General features: G+C 73.5%; 12 protein-coding genes. 2 read left to right on the forward strand and 10 right to left on the reverse strand.

Annotated elements, in window-relative coordinates; genetic code table 11:
* Positions 1-136: 136 nt before the first annotated feature.
* From ACRAS8_RS10915 to mnmA, 9 genes are all read right to left on the reverse strand, one after another.
* Positions 137-496 (reverse strand): hypothetical protein, encoded by a 360-nt coding sequence (locus tag ACRAS8_RS10915; RefSeq protein WP_438485738.1) that lies wholly within the window; start codon positions 494-496, stop codon positions 137-139.
* Positions 493-2,601: a putative bifunctional diguanylate cyclase/phosphodiesterase gene (locus ACRAS8_RS10920; RefSeq protein ID WP_438485739.1), complete on the reverse strand. Its 2,109-nt coding sequence runs from the start codon at positions 2,599-2,601 to the stop codon at positions 493-495. Before ACRAS8_RS10920 ends, ACRAS8_RS10915 begins: the two co-directional genes overlap by 4 nt.
* Positions 2,602-2,757: 156 nt before the next feature.
* Positions 2,758-4,974, reverse strand: coding sequence for an NAD-dependent DNA ligase LigA (ligA, locus tag ACRAS8_RS10925; RefSeq protein WP_438485740.1), 2,217 nt, complete (start codon positions 4,972-4,974; stop codon positions 2,758-2,760).
* A 30-nt stretch (positions 4,975-5,004) separates the two neighbouring features.
* Positions 5,005-6,018 carry a methionine synthase gene (locus ACRAS8_RS10930; protein ID WP_438485741.1) on the reverse strand — a complete coding sequence of 338 codons (1,014 nt, stop codon included), beginning with the start codon at positions 6,016-6,018 and terminating at the stop codon, positions 5,005-5,007.
* A 127-nt stretch (positions 6,019-6,145) separates the two neighbouring features.
* Positions 6,146-6,835 carry an SDR family oxidoreductase gene (locus ACRAS8_RS10935; RefSeq protein WP_438485742.1) on the reverse strand — a complete coding sequence of 230 codons (690 nt, stop codon included), beginning with the start codon at positions 6,833-6,835 and terminating at the stop codon, positions 6,146-6,148.
* 36 nt (positions 6,836-6,871) lie between these two features.
* Positions 6,872-7,414 (reverse strand): TIGR00730 family Rossman fold protein, encoded by a 543-nt coding sequence (locus ACRAS8_RS10940; protein WP_438485743.1) that lies wholly within the window; start codon positions 7,412-7,414, stop codon positions 6,872-6,874.
* Between the two features lie 50 nt (positions 7,415-7,464).
* Positions 7,465-8,841 carry an NADP-specific glutamate dehydrogenase gene (gdhA, locus tag ACRAS8_RS10945; protein WP_438485744.1) on the reverse strand — a complete coding sequence of 459 codons (1,377 nt, stop codon included), beginning with the start codon at positions 8,839-8,841 and terminating at the stop codon, positions 7,465-7,467.
* A gap of 221 nt (positions 8,842-9,062) precedes the next feature.
* The gene (locus ACRAS8_RS10950; RefSeq protein WP_438485745.1) at positions 9,063-9,797 is read right to left on the reverse strand and encodes a VC0807 family protein; all 735 of its coding nucleotides are present in this window, start codon (positions 9,795-9,797) and stop codon (positions 9,063-9,065) included.
* A gap of 200 nt (positions 9,798-9,997) precedes the next feature.
* Positions 9,998-11,155 (reverse strand): tRNA 2-thiouridine(34) synthase MnmA, encoded by a 1,158-nt coding sequence (mnmA, locus tag ACRAS8_RS10955; RefSeq protein WP_438485746.1) that lies wholly within the window; start codon positions 11,153-11,155, stop codon positions 9,998-10,000.
* A gap of 72 nt (positions 11,156-11,227) precedes the next feature.
* Here mnmA and ACRAS8_RS10960 point away from each other — a divergent pair, with 72 nt between their 5' ends.
* Complete coding sequence (locus tag ACRAS8_RS10960) at positions 11,228-11,968, forward strand: N-acetylmuramoyl-L-alanine amidase (RefSeq protein WP_438485747.1); 741 nt, start codon at positions 11,228-11,230, stop codon at positions 11,966-11,968.
* Between the two features lie 68 nt (positions 11,969-12,036).
* On the opposite strand, the gene ACRAS8_RS10965 is transcribed toward ACRAS8_RS10960, so the two are convergent.
* Complete coding sequence (locus ACRAS8_RS10965; protein WP_438485748.1) at positions 12,037-13,206, reverse strand: cysteine desulfurase family protein; 1,170 nt, start codon at positions 13,204-13,206, stop codon at positions 12,037-12,039.
* A gap of 164 nt (positions 13,207-13,370) precedes the next feature.
* Here ACRAS8_RS10965 and ACRAS8_RS10970 point away from each other — a divergent pair, with 164 nt between their 5' ends.
* On the forward strand, positions 13,371-14,021 hold the full coding sequence (locus tag ACRAS8_RS10970) for a trimeric intracellular cation channel family protein (RefSeq protein ID WP_438485749.1): 651 nt from the start codon (positions 13,371-13,373) through the stop codon (positions 14,019-14,021).
* Position 14,022 lies beyond the last annotated feature (1 nt).

Below are 14,022 nucleotides of genomic sequence, written 5' to 3' on the forward strand. Positions count from 1 at the left end.
GGAGATTTCTGGGCGAATTCTCCGGCGGGGTATTCCGGCCCAATCCTATGGCGTAGGGGAACGCTGCCGCGAAACGCTTTCGCCGGACCGGCGCGACGGGCTTCCGCACGGGCCGCCGGGCGGGGCGGCGGCCCGGTCAGTCGCCGTCCGCGGCGGGAGGCCCGGGGGCGTCCGGCGGCTCCGGCTCGCCGGGGGCGGCCTCGGTGCCGTCGGGGGCGGCCTCGGTGCCGTCCGGCGGAGCCGGGGCTTTCGGGGCGGCGGGGGGCGGATCGTTTGCCCTGGGGCCGCGGGGCGCCGGGCCCCGGGGTGCCGGGACGGTGGGCGGGGGGACGGTGGGCGGGGGGACGCCCTGCGAGGGGTCGTCCGGAGCGGATGGTTCCGGTGCGGGGTCGTCCGGAGCGGGGTCGTCCGGTGTCTGCCGGTCCGGGCGGGGCCGGTCCTGGGACTGTGCGGTGGTGTCGGAGCGGGGAGTTGGGACGGCCGGTGGCCGGGTCACTTCAGGACCTGTCCCGAAGGGCGCTCGGCTGCCTTCTCCGCCGCGAGGGCGGTCGTCTCCGACGCACGGCGCCAGCCGTGCTCACCGCGGGCCCGCAACCAGGCCGTGGTCTCGTCCGGTGGCATCGCGGCCGCCACCAGCCAGCCCTGGACGGCGTCGCAGCCCAGGTCGCGCAGCCGCTCCCAGGTCTCGTCGTCCTCCACACCCTCGGCGACGACCAGCAGGCCCAGCGAGTGGGCGAGGTCGAGGGTGCAGCGGACGATCTCGGCGTCCTCGGTGTCGACCGCCAGCCGGGCCACGAAGGAGCGGTCGATCTTGAGCTCGCTGACCGGGAGGCGCCGCAGGTGGACCAGGGAGCTGTAGCCGGTGCCGAAGTCGTCCAGGGACATCTTCACGCCGTGGGCGGTGAGCCCGGCGAGGGTGTCGGCGGCCCGCTGCGGGTCCTCCAGCAGGACGTGTTCGGTGATCTCCAGCTGGAGGGCGCCCGGTGGGACGCGATGTCGGGCGAGCCGGGCGGCGACCGCGCCGGCGAAGCCCGGGGAGTGCACGTCGCGGGGCGAGACGTTCACCGCGACCGGCACTTCCAGACCCATCGCGCGCCAGCGCGCCACCTGGGCGAGCGCGGTCTCCAGGACGTACTCGGTCAGCCGGGGCATCAGGCCGGAGGACTCGGCGATGGCGATGAACTCGTCCGGGGGGACCCGGCCGCGGTCCGGGTGGACCCAGCGGACCAGCGCCTCCAGGCCGGAGACATGGCCGTCGAAGCGGACCTTGGGCTGGTAGTGGAGTTCCACGTCGCCGGCGTCCAGGGCGCGGCGCAGATCGCCCAGCAGGCCGAGCCGGTCGGGGGTGTTGCCGTCCCGCTTGGCCTCGTAGAGCTCGACGCCGCTGCGGTCCCGCTTGGCCTGGTACATCGCGACGTCGGCGCGGCGCAGCAGGCCCTCGGCGTCCAGCGCGTGCTCGGGGAAGACCGCGACCCCCGCGCTGGCTTCGAGCACGAGGGTCAGTCCGTCGAGGTCCAGTGGGGAGCCGAGGGCCGCGACGAGGCTGCGGGCCACCCGCTGGGAGCTGGTGAGGGAGTCGGTGGCGGGGAGCAGCACCGCGAACTCGTCGCCGCCGAGCCGGGCGGCCTCGGCGCCGCGCGGCAGGGCGTGCCGCAGCCGGTCGGCGATCTGGAGCAGCAGCCGGTCGCCGGCGAGGTGGCCGAGGGTGTCGTTGACCGAACGGAAGCGGTCGAGGTCGATCAGGACGAGGGCGGCCCGGGTGCCGGACCGCCCGGCCTCGTCCAGGGCCGTCCAGGTGCGCTCCAGCAGGCGCTGGCGGTTGGGCAGGCCGGTGAGCGGGTCGCGCAGCTGCTCCTCGGCACGTGCCCGGGCTATCCAGAGGGTGGAGTCCAGCGCGATCAGTGGGACCGCGAAGAGCGGCAGCAGCAGCGGGGCGCCCACCGCGCACACCGCGATCAGCGGGGAGATGCCGAGCAGGGCGATGCCGACCAGGGCCTGCCGCACCACCGCAGGGCGGGCGATGGCGGGCAGGCCGCCGCCGAGCGGCAGCCGGCTGCACCACAACAGCCCCCGGCTGACGAGCAGATAGCCGCCCGCCATCACGACGACCTCGGGCAGCACGGAGAGGTCCCATGCCTCGGGGCTCCAGGGACGGCGGACGTCGGGCTGCACCCCGCAGGCGGCCAGGCCGAGCGCGGCGGCGGCGATGCCGAGGAGGTCGACGGCCCCGTGGACCACGGCCTGTCGCCAGCGCTGGCGCCGGGCGGCGCCGACCAGGAGCACGACGGAGAGGCTGACCAGGCAGGCCGCCACCCAGCCGTACAGGAGGAGCACGGCGAGGGCGAGGGCCGCCCCGGAGCCGGTGCCGCCCCACCAGCGGTCGCGCCCGAGGGCGACCAGATGGCCGACGATGACGCCGGTCAGGACCGCCAGCGACCAGCCGACGGCTCCGCCGGGGAAGAGCGGCTCATCGCTGCCGAGGGCGTGCAGCACACCCGCGGTGAACGCCACGCCCGCCGCCATGACCACGGCCGCGGGCAACGCGGGCACCACAAGCCGGCGGAGCCGCGACGCCGGAGCGGCACTGTCGGTCGGTTTCATTCCGATCCCTCTCACAGCCGGCTGTGCCCGCGCCACGACAGGCGCACACGTCAACAGTAGGCCGCGGAAGGCCGCCACGGGCAGCGATCCGCAGCGGTTGCCCGAATGCGACCCGGCCTCCCAGATCCATCTGGTATGCGCCGATGGGGTGACACCTCACTCCTCCTCAGGCGGAGTGACCGCTACCGCTCGTGCCGCCTCGGGACCCTGCTCCAGCAGCACAGCGAAGCCGTCATCGTCCAACACGGGGACCTTCAACTGCATGGCTTTGTCGTACTTCGAACCGGGGTTGTCGCCCACCACTACGAATCCGGTCTTCTTGGAAACGGATCCGGTCACCTTCGCACCGAGAGCCTGCAGCGCTTCTTTCGCGCCATCTCTGGTGTGTGACTGAAGTGTGCCCGTTACCACGACGGTGACGCCTTCCAGCGGGCGCGGGCCCTCCTCGCCCGTCTGCTCCTCCTCCATCCGGACGCCGGCGGCCCGCCAGCGCTCCAGGATCTCCTGGTGCCAGTCCACGGCGAACCACTGCTTGAGCGAGGCGGCGATGGTGGCACCGACGCCGTCCACGGCCGCCAGCTCCTCCTCGCTCGCGTCCCGGATCCGGTCGATGGAACGGAACTCGCGGGCCAGTGCCTGCGCCGCCACCGGGCCCACATGGCGGATCGACAGGCCGGTGAGGATCCGGGCCAGCGGGCGCTCCTTGGCGGCACGGATGTTCTCCAGCATGGCGAGGGTGTTCTTCTTCGGCTCGCCCTTCTGGTTGGCGAAGAAGGTGACGACCTTCTCCTCGCCGGTCTTCGGGTCGCGCTTGGGCAGGCCCGAATCCGGGTCCAGGACATGGGACTTGATGGGCAGCAGCTGCTCGACGGAGAGGTCGAAGAGGCCGCCCTCGTCCTTCAGCGGCGGCTCGGCGGGCTCCAGCGGCTGGCTGAGCGCGGTGGCCGCGACATAGCCGAAGTTCTCGATGTCCAGGCACTTGCGGCCGGCCAGATAGAAGAGCCGCTCGCGGATCTGGGCGGGGCAGGAGCGGGCGTTGGGGCACCTCAGGTCGATATCGCCCTCCTTGGCGGGCTGGAGGGCCGCGCCGCACTCGGGGCACTCGGCCGGCATCACGAACTCCCGCTCGGTGCCGTCCCGCAGGTCGGCGACCGGGCCGAGGATCTCCGGGATGACGTCGCCCGCCTTGCGGATGACGACGGTGTCGCCGATGAGGACGCCCTTGGCCTTGACCACGTCCTGGTTGTGCAGGGTGGCGAACTCCACCTCGGAGCCGGCGACGGTGACCGGCTCGACGACCGCGTACGGCGTGACCCGGCCGGTGCGGCCGACGCCGACGCGGATGTCCACCAGCTTGGTGTTGACCTCCTCCGGCGGGTACTTCCAGGCGATCGCCCAGCGCGGCGCCCGCGAGGTGGCGCCCAGCCGGCCCTGGAGCCGGATCTCGTCGAGCTTGACCACGACGCCGTCGATCTCGTGCGCCACCGCCGTGCGGCGGGTCTCCGGGTCGCCGTAGTGGGCGATGAACTCCCGTACGGCGGCGAGGGAGCCGACGACGCGGTTGTGCGTCGCGGTGGGCAAGCCCCACTCCTTGAGGAGGCCGTACGCCTCGGAGAGGCGGTCGATCTCCAGGCCGTCGCGGGCGCCGAGGCCGTGCACCACCATGTGCAGCGGGCGGGTGGCGGTGACCTTGGGGTCCTTCTGACGCAGCGAACCGGCCGCGGCGTTGCGGGGGTTGGCGAACGGCGGCTTGCCGTCGGCCACCAGGCGCTCGTTGAGCTCCAGGAACCGCTCCATCGGGAAGTAGACCTCGCCGCGGATCTCGACCAGGTCGGGGATCCGGTCGCCGCGGAGGCGGTGCGGGATCTCGGCGATGGTGCGGACGTTGGGCGTGATGTCCTCGCCGGTGCGGCCGTCGCCGCGGGTGGCGGCGCGGGTGAGGCGGCCGTGCTCGTAGGTGAGGTTGACCGCGAGGCCGTCGACCTTGAGCTCGCACAGGAAGTGGTAGCCGGCGCTCTTCGGGTCGCCGCCGAGCTCGGTGGCGAGCCGCTCGGCCCAGGCCGACAGCTCCTCGTCGTCGAAGGCGTTGTCCAGCGAGAGCATCCGCTCGCGGTGGGCGACCTCGGTGAACTCCGTGGCGTACGACCCGGCGACCTTCTGGGTCGGGGAATCGGGCGTGCGCAGCTCGGGGTGCTCGTCCTCCAGGGCCTCCAGGGAGCGCAGCAGCCTGTCGAACTCCGCGTCGCTGATGACCGGGGCGTCCTTCACGTAGTAGCGGAAGCGGTGCTCCTCGATCTGCTCAGCGAGCTGCGCGTGCTTCTCCCGTGCCGCGGCGGGCACCTCGGATGCCGCCGCGTGCTGTTCGCCAGCCACCGTCTTGTCCTCCCGTGTCCTTGAGGGCGGTCACTCAGGGTTGTCCGCGAGCGACCTGGCCGCCCGGACGCAGTGGGCGAGCGCCGCGCGGGCGTAGGCGGGCGAGGCGCCCGCCAGACCGCACGACGGGGTGACCACCACGGACTCCGCGAGAAGCCCCGGTGCCAGCCCCAGCCTGCGCCACAGCGTCCGGACACCCATGACGCTACCGGCAGGGTCTGACAATGGACCGTCCACGCCCGGCACCACGCCCGCGAACAGCGCGGTGCCGCCCTCGACGGCCTCGCCGAGCGCCTCGTCCTCACGCTCGGTGAGCAGTCCGAAGTCGAACGAGACGCCGGCGGCGCCGGCCCGCCGCAGCAGTCCGAAAGGCACCTCGGGCGCGCATGAGTGGACCACGACCGGTGCGCCGTCCGCGGCGCCGACGAGATCGCGCAGCGCGCCCTCGACGACCGCGCGGTCCACGGCCCGGTGGGTGCGGTAGCCGCTCGCGGTCCGCACCCGGCCCTGGAGCACCGCGGTCAACGAGGGCTCGTCGAGCTGGAGGACGACCTCGGCGCCCGGCACCCGCCGCCGGACGTCCGCGAGATGGGCGCGCAGCCCCTCCGCGAGGGACTCGGTGAGGTCCCGGCAGGCCCCGGGGTCGCCGAGCGCCGCCTCGCCGTTGCGCAGCTCCAGAGAGGCGGCCAGGGTCCACGGACCCACCGCGGAGACCTTCAGCGCTCCCTCGTACCCCTGGGTGAACTCCTCCAGGGCGTCCAGGTCCTCGCCGAGCCAGGAGCGGGCGCGGCGGGTGTCGCGGCCGGGCCGGTCGCTGATCCGCCAGCCGCTGGGCTCCACATGGGCGTACAGCTCGACGAGCATGCCGAGGGTCCGCCCGAGCATGTCGGCGCCGGGCCCCCGGGCCGGGAGTTCGGGCAGGTAGGGGAGGTCCTCCAGCGACCCGGTGACGGTCTTCGCCGCTTCGCGGGCGTCCCCGCCCGGCATCGACCCGATGCCGGTCGCCGCGCCCGCTGCCCACTTGTGCCTGGTGTTCTCGCTCACCCGGGAAGGGTATGCGGCGGCGGTCGAGATGTGTGGCGGGAGGGTGCGGGGCCGTCCCTCCCTCCGCGTGCCCCGGAACGCACGCCGCCCCGCGCGCTCGGCACGGGGGCGGGGGCGGACGAGCGGGTCACCGGCCCGGGCGGACCACCACGTCCTTGAGTTCCGCGTCGCGCGGCAGGTCGATCGCGGTGAGGATGGCCGTGGCCACCGACTCCGGGTCGATCCACTTCGACGCGTCGTACTCCTTGCCCTCCTGGCGGTGGGTGCTCTCCTGCATGGGCGTGGCGGTGCGCCCCGGGTAGACGGAGGTGACCCGCACGCCGTTGTCGTGCTCCTCCGCGCGCAGCGCGTCGGCCAGCGCCTTCAGTCCGTGCTTGCTCGCGGCGTAGCCGCCCCAGTTGGCGTTCGCGGTCAGCCCGGCACCGGAGTTGACGAAGACCACGTCGCCCTTGGCGATCCGGACCAGCGGCAGCAGCAGGCGGGTGATCTCGGCGGGAGCGACGAGGTTGACGGTCAGCTGCCGCTGCCACGCCTTGGCCGGCAGGTCGCCGACCGCGCCCAGCTCGATGACGCCCGCGATGTGCTGGAGCGAGTCCAGCCGCTCCGGCAGCCGCTGGTGGCCCAGCGCCCAGTCGAGCTTCTCCGGGGCGGAGAGGTCGCCGACCAGGGTGTGCGCCCCGGGGAACCGCTCGGCCAGCTCCTTGGCCCGGCCGACGTCCCGCGCGAGCAGCCACAGCTCCTCCCCGCGCTCGGCGAGCCTGCGCGCGACCGCCGCTCCGATGCCCGACCCCGCGCCTGTGATCAAATGCGTACCCATGGGGCCCGATCCTACGGCGTGCCTCCTGGCGGCGCGTCAGCCCCGGGCGGCCGCCCGCTGCTCCAGGTAGGCCAGCGCAGCCGCGCCGTCCTCGGCGAAGAACACCAGCTCGGAGAGGGGGACGGGCAGGAAGCCCTCGGCCGCCATCCGCTGGAACTGGGTCTGCAGCCCGTCGTAGAAACCAGCGGTGTTGAGCAGCACCACCGGCTTGTCGTGCATCCCGTGCTTGCGCAGCTCCAGGATCTCGGTCGCCTCGTCCAGGGTGCCGGTGCCGCCGACCATGATGACGACGGCGTCGGCCCGCGCCAGCATCTGCGCCTTGCGCTCGGCGAGGTCCCTGGTGACGATCATCTCGTCCGCGCCGGCGCGCGCCTTGTGTGCCAGGAACTCCACGGAGACCCCGAGCAGTTTGCCGCCGGCCTCCTGGACGCCGTCCGCCATGACCTTCATCAGGCCGGTGTCCGAACCGCCCCATACCAGGGCATGTCCGCCCTTGCCGATCATTTCGGCGAACTTGCGGGCGGGCACGACATAGCGGTCGTCGAGGTCGGCGGCGGAGCAGAAGACGCAGATGTTCATGCCGTCACCCTACGGGGCACGCGCGGCGCCCCGCAGGGTGAACGGGAGCGTCAGATCAGGCCCTGGTCCAGCATCGCGTCGGCGACCCGCTCGAAGCCGGCGATGTTGGCGCCCGCGACGTAGTCACCGGGCAGCCCGAAGCGCTCGGCGGTCTGGAAGCAGGTGTCGTGGATGCCCCGCATGATGGCGGCGAGTTCACCCTCCGCGCGCGCGAACGACCACGCCTCGCGGGCGGAGTTCTGCCGCATCTCCAGCGCGCTGGTCGCCACCCCGCCGGCGTTGGCCGCCTTGCCCGGGCCGAAGGCGACGCCGGCCTCCTTCAGGAGCGCCACCGCCTCCGGGGTGGTGGGCATGTTGGCGCCCTCGGAGACCGCCTTGACGCCGTTGCGGATCAGGACCCGGGCGGCGTCCGCGTCCAGCTCGTTCTGCGTGGCCGACGGCAGCGCCACGTCGCAGGCGACGTCCCACACGCGCCCGCCGGGGACGTACTTCGCCGAGCCGCCGCGCCGCTCGGCGTAGTCGCCGACCCGGCCGCGCTCGACCTCCTTGACCTGCTTGAGCAGCGCCAGGTCGATGCCCTTCTCGTCGACGACATAGCCGCCGGAGTCCGAGACGGTGACGACGTTGGCGCCGAGCGCCTGGGCCTTCTCGATGGTGTAGCGGGCGACGTTGCCGGAGCCGGAGACCACCACCTGCTGGCCGTCGAGCTCCTCGCCGCGCTGCTTGAGCATCTCCTGGGTGAAGAGCACGTTGCCGTAACCGGTCGCCTCCGTACGGGCCTTGGAGCCGCCCCAGGACAGGCCCTTGCCGGTGAGGACGCCGGCCTCCCAGCGGTTGGTGATCCGGCGGTACTGGCCGAAGAGGTAGCCGATCTCCCGGCCGCCGACGCCGATGTCGCCGGCCGGTACGTCGGTGTGCTCGCCGAGGTGGCGGTGCAGCTCGGTCATGAAGGACTGGCAGAAGCGCATGACCTCGGCGTCCGACCTGCCGTGCGGGTCGAAGTCGCTGCCGCCCTTGCCGCCGCCGATGTTCAGGCCGGTCAGGGCGTTCTTGAAGATCTGCTCGAAGCCGAGGAACTTCACGATGCCGAGGTTGACGGACGCGTGGAACCGCAGGCCGCCCTTGTACGGGCCGAGGGCGCTGTTGAACTCCACCCGGAAGCCGCGGTTGACCCGGATCTCGCCGGAGTCGTCCTGCCAGGGCACGCGGAACATGATCTGCCGCTCCGGCTCGACGATCCGCTCCAGGACCCTGGCCTCGGCGAACTCCGGCCGGGCGGTGAGCACCGGGGCGAGCGTCTCCAGGACCTCCAGGGCCGCCTGGTGGAACTCCGCCTCACCGGGGTTGCGACGGACCAGCTCGGCGTGCAGGGCGGCCAGGCCGGCGGGGGGACCGCCGTGCGTGGCACCAGTGTGAACAGTCGACATGACTTCCGTTCCCTTCGTGGCCGACGAAAGCCGCGTGCCGTCCGGCTCGCCGTCGAACCGTCGGCGCGGGGCTCTGTTGTCCCGTCGCATCGCCGACCTTATGCGCAACCGGCCCCGCCGATCGAGGGCGAGCGCCCGACGCGCCCGATCCTGTACGCGATTTTCCCAAGTCCCGCATTTTCCCGAGTCCCGCACTTCCCCAACTCCCGTGCGGCTGCGTCTCAGACGCCGGCGGGAACGGCGGCCGCGGCGGCCCGGTCGCCGTCGGCGGCCCCGTCGGACGCGTCCCGGATGTCGGCCTCGACCAGCCGCCCCATGTACTCGGCACTACAGGCGCCCCCCGCAACCGAGGCCACCAGGATCGACACCAGCGTCAGCACCGTGCCCAGCCACACCATCACGTGCACCGGCAGGAGGTAGACGCAGACGACCCTGACCACGCACTCGGTCAGCAGCGAGGCTCCCCAGATCACCGTGAACCGCCGCTCCAGCCGCCGGAACCGCGCGCTGTGCACCCGCAGCCGGTCCCAGGCCGCGTCCCCCTCCGGGCTGCCCTTCGTCACCCAGGGCTTGAGGCCGGCGGTCATCAGCGGCCGCCCCACGCCCACCGACAGCAGCATCGCGAGGCCGATGACGCTGCTGGTGGCGCTGTCCTTGGCCATCATCAGCCGGGGGTCGCCGGTGAGGCTGCTGGTCGCCAGCCCCACCACGTTGACGACGAGCATCAGCAGCGCCAGGCCGTTGACGCTGCGCTCCCGGACCAGGCCCCAGACCGTGCGCAGCGCCGGCACGACGCTGCTCCAGGCCAGCGCGGCCACGTCGCTCATGCCGAAGCCGCTGCTGAGGACGTAGTACGACGCCAGCGGAATGCCGGCGTCGACGACCAGCGGCATCAGGGCCGTGCCGAGCCGGCTTCCGGCGGGCTGGCTTCCGGCGGACTGCTGCTGGCTCTCCATGGTCTCCCCCGAGTCGGGCCGTGCCCGGCGCCTGCTGCGCCGCGGCGGACGACCCAAGCCTCGGGCACGGGGGCGCCCGGCCGGCAGCTTCAACTGTCCCTACTTGGCCGTGACATTTGTCCCGGGCGGCGCCGGGGTGGCGCCGGGGTGGATCGGGATGCCAGGGGGACGGGGCTGCCGGTTGGCGGGGTGACGGCGCGTCAGCCGGCCTGCTGTCGCGGGGCCTCGGCGGCGGTCGCGCGGCGCGTCGTGCCGGCGATCGTCGCCGAGCCGACGACCCGGGTGCCGTCGTAGAGCACGATCGCCTGGCCGGGGGCGACGCCGCGCACCGGCTCGGTGAAGGCGACCCGCAGCTCCGTGCCGCCGTCGGCCAGCTCGGCGGTCACCTCCGTCTCGCCACCGTGCGCCCGCAGCTGGGCGGTGTAGGTGGCCGGGCCGGACTCCGGCGGGCGGCCGCACCAGCGGGGGCGGATCGCGGTGAGCGCCGTCACGTCGAGGGAGGTGACCGGGCCGACGGTGACGGTGTTGTTCACCGGGGAGATGTCGAGGACGTAGCGGGGCCTGCCGTCCGGGGCGGGGGTGCCGATGCGCAGGCCCTTGCGCTGGCCGATGGTGAAGCCGTAGGCGCCGTCGTGGGTGCCGAGCTTCGTGCCGGACTCGTCGACGATGGCGCCCTCGGCGGTGCCCAGGCGCTTGGCGAGGAAGCCCTGGGTGTCGCCGTCGGCGATGAAGCAGATGTCGTGGCTGTCGGGCTTCTTGGCGACGAACAGGCCGCGGCGGGCGGCCTCCGCGCGGATCTCGGCCTTGGTGGTGGCGGTGTCGCCGAGCGGGAACATCGCGTGCGCCAGCTGGCGGTCGTCGAGCACGCCGAGGACGTAGGACTGGTCCTTGGCCATGTCGGTGGCGCGGTGCAGCTCGCGGGTGCCGTCGTCGCGCACGATCACCTTGGCGTAGTGGCCGGTGCAGACCGCGTCGAAGCCCAGGGCGAGCGCCTTGTCCAGGAGGGCGGCGAACTTGATCTTCTCGTTGCAGCGCAGGCACGGGTTCGGGGTGCGCCCGGCCTCGTACTCGGCGATGAAGTCCTCGACGACGTCCTCACGGAAGCGCTCGGCGAGGTCCCAGACGTAGAAGGGGATGCCGATCACGTCGGCGGCGCGGCGGGCGTCGTGGGAGTCCTCGATGGTGCAGCAGCCGCGGGCCCCGGTGCGGAAGGACTTGGGGTTCTCGGACAGCGCGAGGTGGACGCCGGTGACGTCGTGGCCCGCCTCGGCGGCGCGGGCCGCGGCGACGGCGGAGTCCACCCCGCCGGACATGGCGGCGAGGACGCGGAGGCGGCGGGGGGCGGCGGCATCAGTCATAACCCCTCCAGAGTAGACGGAACCGGAGAACGCCCGGAAAGCGTTGTGGAAAGCGTGGAGGAGGCGGAGGGCATGGCGGAGGGTGTGGCGGAGACGACGGCGGCCCGCGCGGATGACCCTGCGGCCGGCGCGGAGGACGTTGCGGCCGGGACGCGCACCGGCAGGCGGCTCACCCGGCGCCGGGCGCTGCTGCTCGGCGGCGGTGCCGCGGTGGCCGCCGGCGCGGCGGCGGTGGCGGCCCGCGAGGAGCTGGCGTACTGGTGGTGGCGGCTGCCCGGGAACAGCCGGCCGCGCAAGGAGGGCGAGGTCGACTTCGCCGGCGCCCAGTGGGCCGCCGCGTCCCCGGCGAACTACCGGCAGGCGAACCGCCCCGACGACTACACCGTCGACCGGGTGGTGGTCCACGTCGTCCAGGGCAGCTTCGCCACCGCGCTGAAGGTCTTCCGGGACCCGTTCCACGAGGCGTCGGCGCACTACGTCGTCCGCGAGGACGGACATGTCGCGCAGGCCGTCCGCGAGCTGGACGTGGCCTTCCACGCCGGGAACCGCGGCTACAACGAGCGCAGCGTGGGCATCGAGCACGCGGGGTTCGTGGACCGGCCGGAGTCCTTCACCCCGGATCTGTACGCCGCGTCAGCCCGGCTGACCGCCGGGATCTGCCGCCGGTACGACTTCCCGGCCGACCGGGAGCACATCGTCGGCCATGTCGAGGTGCCCGGCACCGACCACACCGACCCCGGGCCGCACTGGGACTGGGACCGCTATCTGGCTCTGATCCGCACGGAACTGCGCCGCCCGGCGCCCCGGACGTAGCCCGGCGGCCCGGACGTGACCCGCGGGCGGGCACGGCCCCTGGGGCTGACCCGTCGGACCAGCAGGACCTAGCTCAGCCCCGCCCCCCGGGCCCGCTCCACCACCGGGCCGATGACCTCGGCCAGCGCCGCCACGTCCTGGGCGGTCGAGGTGTGGCCGAGCGAGAAGCGCAGGGTGCCGCGGGCCAGGTCCTGGGACATCCCGGTGGCGAGGAGCACATGGCTGGGCTGGGCGACGCCCGCGGTGCAGGCCGATCCGGTGGAGCAGGCGATGCCCTGGGCGTCCAGGAGGAGCAGCAGGGAGTCGCCCTCGCAGCCGGGGAAGGTGAAGTGGGCGTTGGCCGGGAGCCGGCCGGCCGGGTCGGGGTCGCCGCCGAGGAGGGCGTCGGGTGCGGCCGCCCGGACCGCCTTTATCAGGTCGTCGCGGAGCGCGCCGATCTCGCGGGCGAACTCCTCGCGGTGCGCCACGGCGTGCCGGCCGGCCGCGGCGAACGCGGCGATGGCGGGGGTGTCGAGGGTGCCGGAGCGGACGTGGCGCTCCTGGCCGCCGCCGTGCAGCACCGGCACGGGGGCGTGCTCGCGGCCCAGCAGCAGCGCGCCGATGCCGTACGGGCCGCCGATCTTGTGGCCGGATACGGTCATCGCGGCCAGCCCGGACGCGGCGAAGTCCACGTCCAGCTGGCCTACCGCCTGCACCGCGTCGGAGTGCAGCGGGATCTCGAACTCCCTTGCCACCTCGGCCAGTTCGCGGATCGGCTGGACGGTGCCGATCTCGTTGTTGGCCCACATGACGGTGGCCAGCGCGACATCGGCGGGGTTGCGTGCGATCGCCTCGCGCAACGCGTCGGCGTGCACCCGGCCGTAGGAGTCGACCGGCAGCCAGTCGACGGTGGCGCCCTCCTGCTCGGCGAGCCACTCGACGGCGTCCAGGACGGCGTGGTGCTCCACGGCGCTGACGAGGATCCGGGTGCGGGCCGGATCGGCCGCCCGGCGGGACCAGTACAGCCCCTTCACCGCGAGGTTGTCGGCCTCCGTGCCGCCCGCCGTGAAGACGACTTCGCTGGGCCGCGCCCCCAGGGAGGCGGCGAGCGACTCCCGCGCCTCCTCGACGGTGCGCCGGGCCCGCCGGCCGGCGGCATGCAGGGAGGACGCGTTGCCGGTGACGGTCAGCTGGGCGGTCATCGCCTGCACCGCCTCCGGAAGCATCGGGGTGGTGGCGGCGTGGTCGAGGTAAACCATGGTGCGCTGATTCTACGAGCCACCCCGGGGCGCGCACCCCGGGGCTGGGGCGCACTTACCGGGGCGCACGCCCTAGTCGGGCCACCGACGGACCGGCACACTTCCGTACATGCCGCGGAAGCGCCCGCTCGTAGGACCGATTCCGCGGCTGTCATCATGACCGCATGCTTCATGTGCTCTACCTGGTCGGGGTCGCGGCGTTCGCGGCGAGCGGTGTGCTGGCGGCTTACCGCGCCAACATGGACCCGTTCGGCGGTCTGGTGCTCGCGTTCGCCGCGTCCATCTCCGGCGGCACGCTGCGCGACCTGATCCTGGACCGGCGGCCGCTGTACTGGACGCACGACTGGGTGCTGCTGACGGTGATCATCTGCGTCGGCGTGGGCACCATGGTCTATCTGCGCTTCTGGTCGCTGCCGCGGAAGTCGCTGCTGGTGGTGGACGCCATCGGGCTGTCCGTGGTCACGGTGATCGGGGCCCGGGCGGCGATCTCGGCCGGTGCCACCCCGCTGGCGGTGATCATCCTGGCGGTGCTGACCGGCGTGGCCGGCGAGGTCCTCCGCGACGTGCTGTGCGGGGAGTTCCCGCCGCTGCTGCTGCGCGAGGACGTCTACGCCATCGCGGCGCTGGCCGGCGCCTGCTGCTATCTGCTGATGGACCGCCTCGGAAGCGGGGCCACCCCCGCCGCGGCGGTCTCGGCGGGGGTGGTGTTCGCGCTGCGGATGGGCGCGGTGTACCTGGGGCTGCATCTGCCGCGGCCGCAGCAGTTGCGCGACCGGCGGAGGAAGGACGCCGATGTCGACGCCGATGTCGGTTAGG

This window comes from Streptomyces sp. S186 (assembly GCF_051603415.1).
In the GTDB taxonomy this organism is placed as follows: domain Bacteria; phylum Actinomycetota; class Actinomycetes; order Streptomycetales; family Streptomycetaceae; genus Streptomyces.

Excerpts from the sequence above, each read along its gene's own strand:
- ACRAS8_RS10920 (WP_438485739.1), bottom strand. The coding sequence starts at position 2,601 with ATGAAACCGACCGACAGTGCCGCTCCGGCGTCGCGGCTCCGCCGGCTT.
- ACRAS8_RS10935 (WP_438485742.1), bottom strand. The coding sequence starts at position 6,835 with ATGGGTACGCATTTGATCACAGGCGCGGGGTCGGGCATCGGAGCGGCG.
- ACRAS8_RS10940 (WP_438485743.1), bottom strand. The coding sequence starts at position 7,414 with ATGAACATCTGCGTCTTCTGCTCCGCCGCCGACCTCGACGACCGCTAT.
- gdhA (WP_438485744.1), bottom strand. The coding sequence starts at position 8,841 with ATGTCGACTGTTCACACTGGTGCCACGCACGGCGGTCCCCCCGCCGGC.
- ACRAS8_RS10950 (WP_438485745.1), bottom strand. The coding sequence starts at position 9,797 with ATGGAGAGCCAGCAGCAGTCCGCCGGAAGCCAGCCCGCCGGAAGCCGG.
- mnmA (WP_438485746.1), bottom strand. The coding sequence starts at position 11,155 with ATGACTGATGCCGCCGCCCCCCGCCGCCTCCGCGTCCTCGCCGCCATG.
- ACRAS8_RS10960 (WP_438485747.1), top strand. The coding sequence starts at position 11,228 with ATGGCGGAGGGTGTGGCGGAGACGACGGCGGCCCGCGCGGATGACCCT.
- ACRAS8_RS10965 (WP_438485748.1), bottom strand. The coding sequence starts at position 13,206 with ATGGTTTACCTCGACCACGCCGCCACCACCCCGATGCTTCCGGAGGCG.
- ACRAS8_RS10970 (WP_438485749.1), top strand. The coding sequence starts at position 13,371 with ATGCTTCATGTGCTCTACCTGGTCGGGGTCGCGGCGTTCGCGGCGAGC.